Raw genomic sequence first — 15,760 nt, forward strand, 5'->3', positions numbered from 1 at the left:
GCAGATCGACGCGCACGTTCGCGTGTCGGGCGGCCCCGCACCGACCCGTAGAATGATCCCGTTCCCGGGGCGGAGTGACGACCCGCCGGGGTGGACGAGGAGCGAGGCGCAGGCATACCTCGTGACCGTGACACCCGCCCGGAGCCGCGCGTCCGGCGACACCGACGAGAGGCCGAGGTCCCCTCGGCGAAGGTGTGGTGGCACCGCGACCTGGCCCCCGCCCACACCTCCCGGGCTGCCTTGGCGGGCCCGGGTCGTCGCATCGACAGACCCTCCGGCGCGCCGCACCGAGAGGAGAGATCATGCTTCGCACCCACGAGTCGGGCACCCTGCGGCCCGAGCACGTCGGCCAGTCCGTCACCCTCACTGGCTGGGTGGCCCGACGCCGCGACCACGGTGGCGTCGCCTTCATCGACCTGCGGGACGCCAGCGGCGTCGTGCAGGTCGTCGCGCGCGACGAGGTCCTCACGGGCACCGCTCACGACCTGCGCAGCGAGTACTGCGTGAAGGTCGTCGGCGAGGTCACCGCCCGCGCCGAGAAGGACGTCAACCCCGAGCTGCCGACCGGCGGCGTCGACGTCGTGGCCAGCGAGATCGAGGTGCTCAGCGCCTCGGCCCCGCTGCCCTTCCAGATCGACGAGCGGGTCAGCGTCGGCGAGGAGGCGCGCCTGCGCCACCGCTACCTGGACCTGCGACGTCCCGGAGCCGGCGCGGCGGGTCAGAACCTGCGGCTGCGCTCGCGGGTCAACGCGGCCGCCCGCACCGTGCTCGCCGAGCGCGACTTCGTCGAGGTCGAGACCCCCACCCTGACGCGGTCGACGCCGGAGGGCGCCCGTGACTTCCTCGTGCCGGCGCGCCTGCAGCCGGGCAGCTGGTACGCCCTGCCGCAGAGCCCGCAGCTGTTCAAGCAGCTGCTCATGGTCGCCGGGATGGAGCGCTACTACCAGATCGCCCGGTGCTACCGCGACGAGGACTTCCGCGCCGACCGGCAGCCGGAGTTCACCCAGCTCGACATCGAGATGAGCTTCGTGGAGCAGGACGACGTCATCGAGCTCGGCGAGGCGGTCGCGGCGGAGGTGTGGCGCACCATCGGGGTCGAGCTCACCACGCCCTTCCCGCGGATGACGTATGCCGAGGCCATGCGGCGGTACGGCTCGGACAAGCCGGACCTGCGTTTCGGTGTGGAGCTGGTCGAGTGCACCGACTACTTCGCCGACACGCCGTTCCGGGTGTTCCAGGCGGAGTACGTCGGTGCGGTCGTCATGCCCGGTGGGGGCAGCCAGCCTCGTCGTCAGTTCGACGCCTGGCAGGAGTGGGCCAAGCAGCGCGGGGCCAAGGGTCTGGCCTACGTCACCGTCGGCGACGACGGGACGCTGGGTGGGCCGGTGGCGAAGAACCTCTCGGACGCCGAGCGCGAGGGTCTGGCGGCGCACGTGGGCGCCGAGCCGGGTGACTGCGTCTTCTTCGCCGCCGGGGCGACCAAGCCCTCCCGTGCCCTCCTGGGCGCGGCCCGGCAGGAGATCGCCGAGCGCGTGGGTCTGGTGGACGAGGACGCCTGGAGCTTCCTGTGGGTCGTCGACGCGCCGCTCTTCGAGCCGGCCGGGGACGCCATCGCGGCGGGCGACGTCGCGGTGGGTGCCGGCGCCTGGACCGCCGTGCACCACGCCTTCACCTCGCCCAAGGCGGAGTTCCTGGACTCCCTCGAGGAGGACCCGGGCGCTGCGCTGGCCTACGCCTACGACCTGGTCTGCAACGGCAACGAGATAGGGGGTGGGTCCATCCGTATCCACCGCCGCGACGTGCAGGAGCGGGTCTTCGCGATCATGGGCCTGTCCCCGGAGCAGGCGCAGGAGAAGTTCGGGTTCCTGCTGGAGGCGTTCAAGTTCGGCGCACCGCCGCACGGTGGGATCGCCTTCGGGTGGGACCGCATCGTCGCGCTCCTGGCCGGCACCGACTCGATTCGCGACGTCATCGCCTTCCCCAAGTCCGGCGGCGGCTTCGACCCGCTGACCGCGGCGCCGGCGCCCATCACGCCCGAGCAGCGCAAGGAGGCGGGTGTGGACGCCGAGCCCGAGGAGGAGGGCGTCACGGCCTGAGGGCCGCTGAGGCTGCAGGCAGCATCGCTCCGGTGCGGCTGAGGGCTCCTTCAAGGCCCCTCGCGGGACGTCGTCCCGGACTGCCCGGTATGCCGCCCGCCCCCCGCCCCCGTCGTGTCGTGGACGGGCGGGGGGTGCTGGGCGTGCTGTAGGTCAGGGAGGCGCCGGAGCTGCCGTTCCGGCGGCCGACCCGGAGCGGTCCCGGGTGGTGACCGTCTGATGGTGGACCTGGGCCGTGACGGTCGGTCGGCGGGCTCCGGTGCTGGCCGTCGAGAGGCGGCCGTCGGCGGTGCCCGACGAGATCCTCGGCAGCACTGCACCCGGGCGGAGGTAGAGGGTCGGCGGCACGGCGGTCTGCCGCGGCCGCTCCCGCCCCTGGTTGCACCGCTGGCACAGCCCCTGACCGTTGTGGATCGACGTGGCACCGCCGTCACGGTGCCGCACGCGGTGGTCGACGTGCCGGATGGGCGCCCCGCACCACGGGGTCCGGCAGTAGCGGTCTCGGCTGACGATCAGTGCCCGCTGGGCCTCGCTGAAGAATCGTCGCCGGGTTTCCCGCGCGAAGACCTCCCCGGTGAGCGGGTCGGCGTAGAGGCGACGGACGAAGACCCGGGCGGCGGCCACGTCGGCGGCGTCGGGAGGGGCAGTGGGGTGCATCCCCGGACCGACGGACGGGTGTGCGCCCGGCCCCCTGGCTCGCATCGGGGGCGACGTGGGTCCGCCCACGCCCGGCCCCGGGGCTCCCACCGGGGGCGATGTGGGTCTGCCCGGCGACGCAGCTGTGCCACCTGAGGCACCTGAGGCACCTGAGGCACCGTGGACCAGCGGGCACGACCAGGCCGGGCAGCGCGGCCCGTCCGGACAGACGTCGTCGCCAGACCGGCCGCGGGTCGCCGGATCCGGCACGTCAGCGGTCTCGGCAGGTCCCGTCGGAGCCGGCGGGTCGACCGCTCGCCCCGGCGGGGGCGTCAGCAGGTCGCGCGCCGCCTGCGCGGGGAGGGGGCCGTACCCGTCGAGGAAGGCCGCCACGGTGTCGCCGCCCATGAGCGAGGCGTCGGTCATGACGAGGCTGAGGTCGATGTCGGGCAGGGAGACGGGGTCACGCCCGGTGACCTTGGCATAGAGCGTGTCGGCCATGATCCTGCCCTGGCTGCGCTCGTCCCCCGAGGCCCTCAGCAGCTCGGCGTGCCGCTTGAGCGCGGCGTAGACCGCAACCCCCTGGGCCGCCGGCAGCATCGCGGAGATGACGCACATGACGTCCGGCGCGGGGCGCATCGAGACGTAGGCGTCCTCGGCGGCCCTGGCCGCCCGCCGCACGTGCGCCTGCGGGTCCAGCTCGTAGACGAGGGCGGTCACCGTGGCGCGCAGCTGTCTCGTGGACAGTCCGGCGAGGCGACCCACGAGCTGCTCGTCGACGAGCCGACGGTCCTGGGTCGACAGGCAGGTCGTGGCGCGGGTGACGACCTCGGCCTGGTGGGCGTCGATGACGCCCTCCGTGAGAGCGGCCAGGGTGCGGGGCATCTCCCGGGCCAACGCCCGCGAGCAGGCCAGGCGGTTCGAGGACCGGGCAGGGGAGACCTTGCCCGCGAGGGCGAGGTCGTCCGCGACCCCCGACCCGAGACGTGCGGCGGCGACCCCGTCGGCCTCCTGCTGCTGCCTCTGGGACCGGTCGAACTCGTCCGAGAGGACGGCGTGCGCCGCCGCGGACGCGCGGTTGAGGTCCTCCAACGCACGGATGAGCTCGAGGCGCTCGGCGTCCGACGCGTCCGGGCGCGGGAGCGCGAGGCGTCCGGCCAGTGCGCGGATCTCGGCTCGCCCCGCCGGATGGTCTACGTCCGCCGACCTCCGCGTCGGTGTCGTCGATGTCGCCACGTTCCCCACCCCCTCGATGGTTGCTGAGACCAGCATATCGAACACGCGTTCGATTCGTCAAGCCTCAACAAAATTTTGTGCGTGTGATGTGTCAGGACATCGGTGACGGTTCTGCATCAGGACTTGGGTGACGGTTGGTGTGTCAGGACATCGGTGACGGTCAGGTGTTCTTGGGTCGTGTGCCGGTGGGTCGGCCGTCGCCGACGTAGGTGATGCCGGGTGCTGGTCTTGGGCGTTCGGCGGGACGTCGCCGTCGCTGTTGGTGACGATGAGGTCGTCGTCGCTGGTGATCAGTACCTGGGCGATCGCCTGCGGGGCACCAGCGAGGTGGACGACCCTGGTGAGGCTGAAGGGGCCGGCTAAGCCGAGTCGTCACAGCTGCCGGCTGGCAGGTCCTGTCGCAACGGGCCGGAGGGTGTGGGCTCGCGAGTCCGGTCGGGCCGCTGCAGCTCAGGACCACCACCCGCCGCCAGGACCGGTCCGACGTGTCACGACCCAAGGACCCTGACCTGTCACCCGTGTCCTGATGCGGAACCGTCACCGAAGGCCAGCATCCGGGAGTGCCAGGCGCGGGCGGTGCGGAAGCCGAGTCGCGCATACACCGACCGGGCTGCCGCGTTGTCGCTGAACATGCCGAGGGTGCAGGCCCCGTGCCCGGCCAGCGCCCACCGGGTCAGGGCGGCGCTGACGACCGTGGCCAGTCCGGCACCCCGGTGCTGCGTCGCGGTGACGATGCCGGCCAGGTGCGGCACCCCCGTCGCCTCGCGCTCGGCCCCGCCGACCGCGACCAGGCCCCCGTCGGGACCCCGGACGCCGACCCAGTGGTGCACGCGGCCGGTCCCGATCTCGGTCCACACCCGCGGGTTGTGCTCCCGGGTGAAGCGCTCGAGCTCGGCGGCGTCCCGCCGGTCGTCCAGAGGTATGACGTCACGCCCGCCCGCGTCGACGGGCGGCTGCGAGGTGGTCCACATCCAGTCCCAGTCGCCTCCGTCACCCAGGTCCAGGACGTCGTGGGCGACCTCGGCGTGCTCCTGGGGGACGGAGACCGCCCGGGCCCCGAGCCGTCGCAGATGACCACCCTGCCGCAGCTCGCTGAGCGCCGTGCGCACCCGCGTCGCCTCCGCCGTCGTCGGGCCCCGCCCCCTCAGGGGCGCCACCCAGAACCCCGGCCGAGGACCGAGCCGCTGCACGAGCGCCACCGAATCATGCACCCATACCTCGCCCTGCAACGGGTCGGGCAGCGCCCACCGCACCCAGGGGTCGTCACCGGACAGCGAGAGCAGCTCGGCGTGCGAGGTGAGTCGGTCCACGGCGTTAGCCTGACATCCGTGTCCGACCTCTTCACCTCCGCCGTGGACCCCGCCTCCGGTGGCGCCGGCGGCGTGGGGGACGCCAGCGGTGCCCTGCTGGCCCCGCTCGCGGTCCGCATGCGCCCGCGCTCGCTGGAGGAGGTCGTCGGCCAGCGCGAGGCGCTGCGCCCCGGGTCACCGTTGCGGAGGCTCATCGAGGGGTCCGGCGGTGCCGCCGGACCGCTCTCGGCGATCCTCTGGGGGCCGCCGGGGACCGGCAAGACAACGCTGGCGCACCTGGTCGCCCAGGCTGCCGGACGGACCTTCGTGGAGCTCTCCGCCGTCACCGCCGGCGTCAAGGACGTCCGGGCCGTCATGGACCGCGCGGTGCAGGAGCGCTCCCTGCACGGCCGGCAGACGGTGCTCTTCCTCGACGAGATCCACCGCTTCACCAAGGCGCAGCAGGACGCCCTGCTCCCGGGCGTGGAGAACCGCACCGTCATCCTCGTGGCCGCGACCACCGAGAACCCGTCCTTCTCCATCATCGCCCCGCTGCTCTCGCGCTCGGTCCTGGTCACGCTGACCTCGCTGGACGACGAGGACGTGCGCGGGGTCCTCGCCCGGGCGCTCGTCGACGAGCGCGGCCTGGCAGAGGCGTTCACCCTGGGGGACGAGGCCACCGGGCACGTCGTCCGGATGGCCGGAGGAGACGCCCGCCGGGCGCTGACGACCCTCGAGGCGGCTGCGGGGGTGGCCGCCGACGACCGGCCGGCCGGCCGCGAGGACGACGTCGTCGAGATCACCCTCGCCCAGGTCGAGCAGGCGATGGCCCAGGCGGCCGTGCGCTACGACCGCGCGGGTGACCAGCACTACGACGTCGCCAGCGCGTTCATCAAGTCCATGCGCGGCTCGGACGTCGACGCGGCCCTGCACTACCTCGCGCGGCAGCTCGAGGCGGGGGAGGACCCGCGCTTCATCGCGCGGCGCATCGTCATCGCCGCCAGCGAGGACGTCGGCCTGGGCGACCCGACGGCGCTGCAGACCGCCGTGGCGGCGATGCACGCCGTGGCGCAGATCGGGATGCCCGAGGCCCGCATCATCCTCGCCCAGGCCGTGGTGCACAACGCGCTGGCGCCGAAGTCCAACGCCGCCTACGCGGCCGTCAACGCCGCGATCGCCGACGTGCGGGCCGGCAGGGGCGGCCCGGTCCCGCCGCACCTGAGGGGGACGGGGTATGCCGGTGCCACCCGCCTCGGTCACGGCGAGGGCTACCGCTACACCCACGACGAGCCCGCCGGGGTGGGCGAGCAGCAGTTCCTCCCCGAGGACCTGGCCGACGCCGACTACTACCACCCCACCGGCCGCGGCTGGGAGGAACGCCTCGGTCCCCGCTGGCGCGAGCTGCGGCGGATCATCCGCGGCGGCTGAGGCCCCTGTGGCCGGCGGGGCCGGAGTTCGGCCGGTGCCGGTGGGGTCGTCTAGAGTGGATGAGCCCATCGCACCGCCGGCGCCCCCTGTCGCCGGGCCTACGAGGAGATCATGGAAACCGCCGAGATCCGCCGCCGCTGGCTGTCCTTCTTCCAGGACAAGGACCATGCCGTGGTGCCGAGCGCCTCCCTGGTCAGCCAGGACCCGACGCTGCTGTTCACCGTGGCCGGCATGGTGCCCTTCATCCCCTACCTCACCGGCCAGCAGACCCCCCCGTGGACGCGGGCCACGAGCGTGCAGAAGTGCGTGCGGACCCTCGACATCGAGGAGGTCGGCAAGACCACCCGGCACGGCACGTTCTTCCAGATGAACGGCAACTTCTCCTTCGGCGACTACTTCAAGGAGGAGGCCATCGCCTACGCCTGGGAGTTCGTCACCGGCTCCCAGGACCAGGGCTGCCTGGGCTTCGACCCCGAGAGCATCTGGGTGACCGTCCTCAAGGGGGACGACGAGGCCGCCGAGATCTGGGGCCGGGTCGCCGGCCTGCCCCCGGAGCGGATCCAGGAACGCGGTCTGGAGGACAACTACTGGCACACCGGCGTCCCCGGACCGGGTGGCCCGTGCAGCGAGATCTACGTCGACCGCGGCCCGGAGTTCGGCCCGGACGGCGGGCCGGTGGTGGACGAGGACCGCTTCCTGGAGATCTGGAACCTCGTCTTCATGCAGGAGGAGCTCACCGAGGTGCGGTCCAAGACCGACTTCGACGTGGCCGGCGAGCTGCCCAGCAAGAACATCGACACCGGGATGGGCCTGGAGCGGGTGGCCTACCTCCTCCAGGGCGTGGACAACCTCTACGAGATCGACGAGGTCTACCCCGTCATCGAGCGTGCCGAGGAGCTCAGCGGGCGGGCCTACGGCGCCGACGACGAGGACGACGTCCGCTTCCGGGTCGTCGCCGACCACGTCCGGTCCGGCCTCATGCTGCTCGGCGACGGCGTGGTGCCCGGCAACGAGGGCCGTGGCTACGTCCTGCGGCGGCTGCTGCGGCGCGCGGTGCGCTCGATGCGGCTGCTGGGGGTGGAGCAGCCCTCGCTCACCGAGCTGCTCACGGTGAGCAAGGACGTCATGAAGACCTCCTACCCCGAGCTGCAGGAGCAGTGGGAGCGCATCAGCGAGGTCGCCGCGGCCGAGGAGGAGGCGTTCCGGCGCACCCTGGCCAGCGGGACCAGCATCCTCGACGACGCGGTGGCCCGGGCCCGGTCCGCCGGGGCGACCCGGCTCGGCGGCGCCGAGGCCTTCGCGCTGCACGACACCTACGGCTTCCCCATCGACCTGACCCTCGAGATGGCCTCAGAGCAGGGGCTGTCGGTCGACGAGGACGGCTTCCGCGCGCTCATGAGCGAGCAGCGCGAGCGGGCCAAGGCCGACGCCAAGGCGAAGAAGACCGGGCGCGGGGGCGCCGGGGCCTACCGCGGGCTGGCCGACCGGCTCGGCGCCCAGACCGCCTTCACCGGCTACGAGCAGATGAGCGGGCAGGACCGCGTCGTCGGCCTGCTGTCCGAGGGGCGGGAGGTCGACCGCTACCGGCTCGACACCCCGGCCGGCGAGGGCGCCGGCGGCGAGCTCGAGCTCGTGCTCGCCAGCACCCCGTTCTACGCCGAGGCCGGCGGTCAGCTCGCCGACCACGGCACCATCCGGCTCGGCAGCGGCGGCCTCTTCGAGGTGACCGACGTGCAGCGCCCGGTGCCCGGGCTCGTGGTCCACCGCGGCCGCCTGGTCGAGGGCGAGGTGGCGGTCGGCGAGGACGCCCACAGCGAGGTCGACGTCGCCCGTCGTGCCTCGGTGTCCCGCGCCCACACCGCGACCCACATCGTGCACAAGGTCCTCCGGGAGACCCTGGGGGAGAGCGCCACGCAGGCCGGCTCCGAGAACGCACCGGGACGGCTGCGCTTCGACTTCCGCGCGACCCGCGGTCTCGACGCCGCCGAGCTCGCCGCGGTCGAGACCCGCATCAACGAGCGGCTCATGGCCGACCTGCAGGTCAGCGCTGCCGAGATGACCTTCGAGCAGGCCCGGGAGATGGGGGCCATGGCCCTCTTCGGCGAGCGCTACCCGGACGTCGTCCGGGTCGTCTCGGTGGGTGGCCCGTGGAGCCTGGAGCTGTGCGGTGGCACGCACGTGCTCAACAGCGCCCAGCTCTCGCTGGTGAAGATCATGGGCGAGTCCTCGATCGGGTCGGGCGTGCGACGTGTCGAGGCCCTCGTGGGCGCGGACGCCTACGCCCACCTGGCCCGGGAGAACGTCATCGTCAACCAGCTCACCGACACCCTGCGCGTGCGCCCGGACGAGCTGTCCGACCGCGTGGCCCAGCTCGTGGCCCGGCTCCGGGACGCCGAGAAGGAGATCGCCCAGGCCAAGGCGACCCAGGTGCTGTCCGCCGCCTCCGGGCTCGTGGACCAGGCGCGGGACGTGGCGGGCACGACCTACCTCGGGCACCACCTCGGCGACGGCGCGGGAGCGGACGACCTGCGCCGGCTCGTCACCGACCTGCGCGCCCGGCTGGGCAACGAGCGGCCCGTCGTGGTCGCCCTGACGGGGACCTCCGGCGGGCGCCCGTCGGTCGTCGTCGCCACCAACGAGGCCGCGCGCGAGCGCGGCACCCGGGCCGGCGCCCTGGTCCGGGTCGCGGCCCAGGCCCTCGGCGGGGGAGGCGGGGGCAAGGACGACCTGGCCCAGGGCGGCGGTCAGGACCCGGGCGCCACCGGCGCCGCCCTCACCGCGGTCGAGGAGGCCCTGCGGGCATGAGCTCGGGCCCGCAGGACCGACCCGGCGTCGCGCCCGGCGTGCTGCTCGGCGTCGACGTCGGTGAGGTCCGCGTGGGCCTCGCCGCCTCCGACCCCCTGGGTATGCTCGCGCACCCGGTCGCGACCCTGCGCCGCGACCAGGAGGGGTCGGCAGACCTGGAGGAGATCGCCGACGAGGCGCGCCGTCGCGGTGCCGTCCTCGTGGTCGTGGGGATGCCGCGCTCGCTGGACGGGACCGAGCGAGTGGCGGCGCAGCGTGCCCGCCGGTACGCTGAGCGGCTGCAACGGTGCCTGGAGGTGCCGGTACGGCTCTGGGACGAGCGCATGTCCACGGTCGACGCCCACCGGGCGCTGCACGGCAGCGGCGTCCCGGGGCGCGAGCAGCGTGGCGTCGTGGACCAGGTCGCCGCCGTGCTCATCCTCCAGGCCGCCCTGGACTCACGCCGAGCCGGCCGTCCCGCCGGCGCCCCCCTGACGGCACGCAAGCCCCGGGCACGACGGTCTCGCGACCCTGACGCGAAGGACGCCACATGAGCCAGCCTCCCGAGGACGACTGGGACGAGCACGACGCCCGAGGCGTCGGAGCGCGCTTCGACGACGACGTGCTGAGGCTGCGCGGCGACCGGCACCACGACGAGTCGCTGGCCGCCCACGTGCTCGACCCGGCAGACCCCGGGCACCACGACGACCCCGAGCACCACGGCTGGGCCGAGCACGGCGACCACCCGCGTCGCCGGCACCGGCGCAACCCGTGGCTCGTCATGCTCGCCCTCGGCATGGCGGGCGTCGTCGTCCTGGTGGCCGCGGTCTACTCCTTCGGCTCGGTGCGCTCGCTGGTGCCCGACCTCGCGGCCGGGGACGACGTGTCCACCGCGGACTACGAGGGCGAGGGCAGCGGCGAGGTCATGGTGGAGATCCCGCGGGGTGCCGCCGGGGCCGACATCGCCCAGATCCTCGTCGAGGAGGACGTCGTCGGCTCGGTCTCGGCCTTCTCCGCGGCCCTGCAGGCCGACCCGGACTCGGCGGCCATCCAGCCGGGGACCTACCGGATGGCCAACCAGATGAGCTCGGAGGCTGCCCTGGGGCGCCTGCTGGACCCGGAGTTCCGGGAGTTCAGCGGGGTCACGGTGCGCGAGGGCCTGTGGGTCGACGAGACCTTCACCGTGCTCGCCGAGGGCACCGGCCACGAGGTCGCCGACTACGAGGCGGTGGACCCGGCCGACCTGGAGCTGCCCGCCGCGGCCGAGGGCGAGCTCGAGGGCTTCCTCTACCCCAGCACCTACGACTTCGCCCCGGACAGCACCCCCGCCGAGCAGCTGCAGGCCATGGTCGACCAGGGCACCCGGGTCTACGACGAGCTCGGCATCCCCGACGAGGACCTCCGCGAGGTGGTCATCAAGGCCAGCATCGTCCAGGGCGAGGGACAGTTCGCCGAGGACCTGCCCCGGATCGCGCGGGTCATGGAGAACCGCATCGAGGGCAACTCGGAGACCAACGGCTTCATGCAGATGGACTCCACCGTGCACTTCATCTACCAGGAGCGGGGTCGCGCGGGGACCACGGAGGAGCAGCGCTCCAACGACAGTCCCTACAACACCTACGTCCACCCCGGGCTGCCCCCGGGGCCCATCAACAGCCCCGGCGAGGACGCCCTCCGGGCGGCGCTGGAGCCGGAGCCCGGCGACTGGGTCTACTTCGTCACCGTCGACCCCTCGACGGGCGAGACGAAGTTCGCGGAGACCTACGAGGAGCACCTCGTCAACCAGGAGGAGTTCCTCCAGTGGTGCGAGGACAACCCGGACCAGTGCTGACCCGCGCGGGCGTCGTCGGCTCGCCCGTGGCCCACTCGCTGTCCCCGGTCCTGCACCACGCGGCCTACGCGGCGCTCGGTCTCGACGACTGGTCCTACGAGCGGGCCGAGGTGCCTGCCGGCGGACTGCGCCGGTTCGTCGAGGGCCTCGGCCCGGAGTGGGTGGGCCTGTCGGTGACCATGCCGGGCAAGGAGGAGGCGCTGGCGCTGGCGGCGGAGGCCAGCACCGCCGCCGCCGCCGTGGGCGCCGCCAACACCCTCCTGCGTCGGCCCGGGGGATGGTATGCCGACAACACCGACGTGGACGGCCTGCGCACCGCCCTCCTCGAGGCGGGTCTGGAGGGGGCGCACCGGGCGGTCGTGCTCGGCGGGGGAGCCACCGCCCGCTCGGCGGCCGTGGCGCTGCACGGGCTGGGCGTCCGCACCGTCGAGGTGCTCGTCCGCGACCGGCTGCGGCCGCACACCGCGCAGCTGCTGGAGTCCCTCGGGCTGGACACCCACGTGCGGCACCTGGCCGACGGCATACCTCTCGATGCGGCCGAGGTGGTCCTCAGCACCCTGCCGGGCGGCACGCCGGCGCCGCCCGTCCGCCCCGGCCGCGGCGCCGACCGGCCGGTCGTCATGGACGTCGGCTACGCACCCTGGCCGAGCCCGTTCGCCGCAGCGGTGGCCGAGGCCACGCAGGGTAGGGTCCGGGTCGTGAGGGGAACGCGGATGCTGCTGCACCAGGCGGCCCGGCAGGTGGAGCTGATGACCGGGCGGGAGGCGCCCACGTCGGCGATGGACCTGGCCCTGCGGGGCGAGCTCGAGGGCCGGGCGCAGCGGTGAGCCCCCTCGTCCTGCCGGTGCTGGTCGCGGTCGTCGTGGCCGGCCTCGGCATCCCCGTCGCCCGGTGGCTGGAGCAGACGACCTACCGCAAGCCGGACGAGGTGGACGAGCCCTACCCGGGACGCCGCTGGTGGGTGCCGGTGGCCCTGGGGCTCTCGGCGGCCGTGGTGATGCACCGGGTGTGGCAGGTCCCCGACGACGCGGTGCCCGGGTGGCCGGTCGCTGCCGTCCTCACCCCGACGCTACTCCTGGTGACGCTGGCCTGCGTGTGCCTCGCGGCGATGGACCTCGACGTGCACCGGCTGCCCGACCGCATCATGTGGCCGACCATGGGCACCCTCCTCGTGGGGCTGCCGGTGGCGGCGATGGTCGGCGGGGGCCTGGAGCCGCTGCTGCGCGCGCTCCTGGCCGGGCTGGCCGCGGGAGGCTTCTACCTGCTCGTCGCGCTGCTCTCGCTGGCCCGTGGCTCGCTCGCCCTCGGCCTCGGCGACGTCAAGCTGGCGGCCGTCCTGGGCACCGGGCTCGGGTGGTTCGGCTGGGCCGAGGCGATGCTCGGGATCTACGCCGGCTTCATCGTCGGCGGCCTCTTCGCCGTCGGCCTGCTGCTCACCCGCCGGGTGAGCTGGAAGGGCGACTTCGCCTACGGCCCGGCGATGATGGTCGGGGCCCTGGTCGGGCTGCTGCTGGGGGGCCCCGCACTGGCGGGGCTGGCCTGAACCGGTCCCGCCCGGGGCGTGCCGGCCCCCTCCGGCCCGCGTGGGAAGATGACGGCCATGCTGCGTTGGTTGACCGCCGGTGAGTCGCACGGGCCCGCCCTGACCGCCGTCCTGGAGGGGCTCCCCGCCGGGGTGCGGGTCGCCCGGGCCGACGTCGAGGGGGCCCTGGCCCGCCGCCGGCTGGGGTACGGGCGCGGGGCCCGCATGAGCTTCGAGGCCGACCGGCTGCACTTCCTCGGCGGGATGCGGCACGGCGTCTCGCTCGGTTCGCCGCTCGCCCTGCAGATCGAGAACTCGGAGTGGCACAAGTGGCAGGCGGTCATGGGCCCCGAGCCCGTGGAGGACACGGCCCTGCAGGGTGCCGACGACGTCGGTGCGCCGCAGGAGCTCGCCCGCAACCGTCCGCTGACCCGGCCCCGGCCGGGGCACGCCGACCTCGTCGGCATGACGAAGTACGGCTTCGAGGAGGCCCGCCCGGTGCTGGAGCGGGCCTCGGCACGGGAGACGGCGGCGCGCGTGGCCCTCGGGGCCGTGGCGGCCTCCTTCCTCGACCAGGCCGTGGGCGTCCGTCTGGTCTCGCACACCGTCAGCATCGGCCGGGCCGGGGTGCCCGGCATCGACGACGACGCGCCGGACCCGGGGTCACTGCCCCGTCCGGAGGACGTGGAGCGGGTCGACGCCGACCCGGTGCGGACCCTCGACGCCGAGCGCTCCGCCGCGATGGTCGCCGAGGTCGACGCCGCGAAGAAGGCCGGTGACACCCTGGGCGGGGTGGTCGAGGTGCTGGCCTACGGCCTCCCCCCGGGCCTGGGCTCGCACGTGCACTGGGACCGCCGGCTGGACGCCCGCCTGGCCGCGGCCCTCATGGGCATCCAGGCGATCAAGGGGATCGAGGTGGGGGAGGGCTTCCGCACCGCGGCCCGCCGCGGGAGCGAGGCGCACGACGAGATCGACCGGGACGACGCGGGCCTCATCCGCCGGGCGACCCTGCGCAGCGGCGGCACCGAGGGTGGCATGAGCACCGGCGAGGTGCTGCGGGTCCGCGCCGCGATGAAGCCCATCTCCACGGTCCCCCGCGCGCTGCGGACGGTCGACACGGCCACCGGGGAGGCCGGGACCGCCATCCACCAGCGTTCGGACGTGTGCGCCGTCCCCGCCGCCGGTGTGGTGGCCGAGGCCATGGTCGCGCTCGTCCTCGCCGACGCGGTGCTGGAGAAGTTCGGCGGGGACTCGGTGCCGGAGGTCGCGCGCAACCACGCGGCCTACCTGGACGCCGTGGCCGAGCACCAGCGCACCCCGGCGACGGAGCGCGGGCGGTGAGCGCGCCGCGCGTGGTCCTCGTCGGTCCGCCCGGGTCCGGCAAGTCGACCGTCGGGGCGGTGCTCGCCGAGCGGCTCGGCGTGGCGCTGCACGACACGGACGCCGCGGTCGAGGCCGCCCAGGGGCGCTCGATCAGCGACATCTTCGTGGAGGAGGGCGAGGCCGCCTTCCGGGCCCTGGAGCGGGAGGAGGTGCTGCGCGCGCTCCGCGAGGAGACGGGAGTGGTCGCGCTCGGCGGCGGTGCCGTGATGCAGGAGCCGGTCGCGCAGGCGCTCACCGAGGGGCACCGCGTCGTCTTCCTCGACGTCACCATCGCCGCCGCCGCGACCCGGGTCGGCTTCGACGCCTCCCGACCGCTGCTGCTGGTCAACCCCCGTGCCTCGTGGACCCGGCTCATGAACGCCCGGCGGCCGACCTACGAGGCCGTGAGCGGGACGCGGGTGGACACCGCGGGCCGCACGCCCGAGCAGGTCGCCGACGAGGTGGTCTCGTGGCTGGGGGCATGAGCCGCACCATCCAGGTCGGGGGAGCGGCGCCGTATGCCGTGCACCTCGGCCCGGACGCGCTGGTCCGGCTGGGTCGGCACGCGGCGCCGGGGCGGCGGGTGCTCGTCGTGCACCAGACCGGGCGCGAGGACCTGGCCCGGGAGGCCGCGGACGTGCTGGCCGCGGCAGGGGCCGCGCCGGTGCTGGCGCCGGTCCCGGACGCCGAGTCCGCCAAGACGGTGCCGGTCCTGGCCGGGCTGTGGACCCTCCTGGGGCAGCAGGGCTTCACCCGTTCCGACCTCGTGGTCGGCATCGGCGGCGGGGCCACGACCGACCTCGCCGGGTTCGCCGCGGCGAGCTGGCTCCGGGGCGTGGAGGTCGTCCAGCTGCCCACCTCCCTGCTGGGCGTGGTGGACGCCGCGGTCGGCGGCAAGACCGGCATCAACACCGCTGAGGGCAAGAATCTCGTCGGCGCCTTCCACCCGCCGGTGGAGGTCCTCTGCGACCCCGGCTGGACGGCCACGCAGCCGCGCGCGGACTACGTGTCCGGGCTGGCCGAGGTGATCAAGTGCGGGTTCGTGGCCGACCCCACCATCCTCGACCTCGTCGAGCACGACCCGGGGGCCGCGACCGACCCCCGTCGCGACCCCGGCCTCGCCCTCGACCTGGTGGCCCGTGCCGTGCAGGTCAAGGCCGACGTCGTCGCGGCCGACCTCACCGAGTCCTCGCTGCGGGAGATCCTCAACTACGGGCACACCTTCGCGCACGCGGTCGAGCAGGTCGAGGGCTACACCTGGCGTCACGGCGACGCGGTGGCGGTGGGCCTGGTCTACGTCGCCGAGCTCGCCCACCGGGCCGGCCTGCTCGACGCCGCCCTCCGGGACCGGCACCGGCAGGTGCTGGACGCGGTCGGTCTCCCCACGGCATACCGGCCCGGACGCTGGGAGGAGCTGCGCACCGCCATGGGCCGGGACAAGAAGACCCGGGGGTCCACTCTGCGCTTCGTCGTGCTGGAGGGCCTGGCCCGGCCGGGCCGCCTGGAGGGGCCATCGGAGGAGGACCTGCGGGCGGCCTACGCCGCCGTGGCTCCCGGGTAGACTGGTCCGTCGACC

12 protein-coding genes are annotated in these 15,760 nt (G+C 74.2%); 10 read left to right on the forward strand and 2 right to left on the reverse strand.

Annotated features, from left to right (window positions below):
- Positions 1-302 precede the first annotated feature (302 nt).
- On the forward strand, positions 303-2,096 hold the full coding sequence (aspS, locus tag AVL62_RS07185; protein WP_058890977.1) for an aspartate--tRNA ligase: 1,794 nt from the start codon (positions 303-305) through the stop codon (positions 2,094-2,096).
- A 153-nt stretch (positions 2,097-2,249) separates the two neighbouring features.
- On the opposite strand, the gene AVL62_RS07190 is transcribed toward aspS, so the two are convergent.
- Positions 2,250-3,968 carry an HNH endonuclease gene (locus AVL62_RS07190; protein WP_161937858.1) on the reverse strand — a complete coding sequence of 573 codons (1,719 nt, stop codon included), beginning with the start codon at positions 3,966-3,968 and terminating at the stop codon, positions 2,250-2,252.
- A gap of 512 nt (positions 3,969-4,480) precedes the next feature.
- Positions 4,481-5,278, reverse strand: a complete 798-nt coding sequence (locus AVL62_RS07195) for a GNAT family N-acetyltransferase (protein WP_058890979.1) — start codon at positions 5,276-5,278, stop codon at positions 4,481-4,483.
- An 18-nt stretch (positions 5,279-5,296) separates the two neighbouring features.
- On the opposite strand from AVL62_RS07195, the gene AVL62_RS07200 reads away from it, so the two are divergent.
- From AVL62_RS07200 to aroB, 9 genes are all read left to right on the forward strand, one after another.
- The gene (locus tag AVL62_RS07200) at positions 5,297-6,685 is read left to right on the forward strand and encodes a replication-associated recombination protein A (protein WP_419177486.1); all 1,389 of its coding nucleotides are present in this window, start codon (positions 5,297-5,299) and stop codon (positions 6,683-6,685) included.
- A 111-nt stretch (positions 6,686-6,796) separates the two neighbouring features.
- Positions 6,797-9,490 (forward strand): alanine--tRNA ligase, encoded by a 2,694-nt coding sequence (gene alaS / locus AVL62_RS07205; RefSeq protein ID WP_058890980.1) that lies wholly within the window; start codon positions 6,797-6,799, stop codon positions 9,488-9,490.
- Positions 9,487-10,023 carry a Holliday junction resolvase RuvX gene (ruvX, locus tag AVL62_RS07210; RefSeq protein ID WP_058890981.1) on the forward strand — a complete coding sequence of 179 codons (537 nt, stop codon included), beginning with the start codon at positions 9,487-9,489 and terminating at the stop codon, positions 10,021-10,023. The genes alaS and ruvX overlap by 4 nt, the downstream gene beginning before the upstream one ends.
- Positions 10,020-11,300, forward strand: a complete 1,281-nt coding sequence (gene mltG / locus AVL62_RS07215; RefSeq protein WP_058890982.1) for an endolytic transglycosylase MltG — start codon at positions 10,020-10,022, stop codon at positions 11,298-11,300. The genes ruvX and mltG overlap by 4 nt, the downstream gene beginning before the upstream one ends.
- The gene (locus tag AVL62_RS07220; RefSeq protein WP_058890983.1) at positions 11,294-12,127 is read left to right on the forward strand and encodes a shikimate dehydrogenase; all 834 of its coding nucleotides are present in this window, start codon (positions 11,294-11,296) and stop codon (positions 12,125-12,127) included. Before mltG ends, AVL62_RS07220 begins: the two co-directional genes overlap by 7 nt.
- Positions 12,124-12,843, forward strand: a complete 720-nt coding sequence (locus AVL62_RS07225) for an A24 family peptidase (protein WP_058890984.1) — start codon at positions 12,124-12,126, stop codon at positions 12,841-12,843. The genes AVL62_RS07220 and AVL62_RS07225 overlap by 4 nt, the downstream gene beginning before the upstream one ends.
- 57 nt (positions 12,844-12,900) lie before the next feature.
- Complete coding sequence (gene aroC, locus AVL62_RS07230) at positions 12,901-14,163, forward strand: chorismate synthase (RefSeq protein ID WP_058890985.1); 1,263 nt, start codon at positions 12,901-12,903, stop codon at positions 14,161-14,163.
- A complete protein-coding gene (locus AVL62_RS07235; protein WP_058890986.1) occupies positions 14,160-14,669 on the forward strand; it encodes a shikimate kinase in 510 nt (169 codons plus the stop codon). The genes aroC and AVL62_RS07235 overlap by 4 nt, the downstream gene beginning before the upstream one ends.
- Positions 14,666-15,745 carry a 3-dehydroquinate synthase gene (gene aroB, locus AVL62_RS07240; RefSeq protein ID WP_058890987.1) on the forward strand — a complete coding sequence of 360 codons (1,080 nt, stop codon included), beginning with the start codon at positions 14,666-14,668 and terminating at the stop codon, positions 15,743-15,745. Before AVL62_RS07235 ends, aroB begins: the two co-directional genes overlap by 4 nt.
- Positions 15,746-15,760 lie beyond the last annotated feature (15 nt).

Origin of the sequence: Serinicoccus chungangensis (genome assembly GCF_001483745.1) — a bacterium.
In the GTDB taxonomy this organism is placed as follows: domain Bacteria; phylum Actinomycetota; class Actinomycetes; order Actinomycetales; family Dermatophilaceae; genus Ornithinicoccus; species Ornithinicoccus chungangensis_A.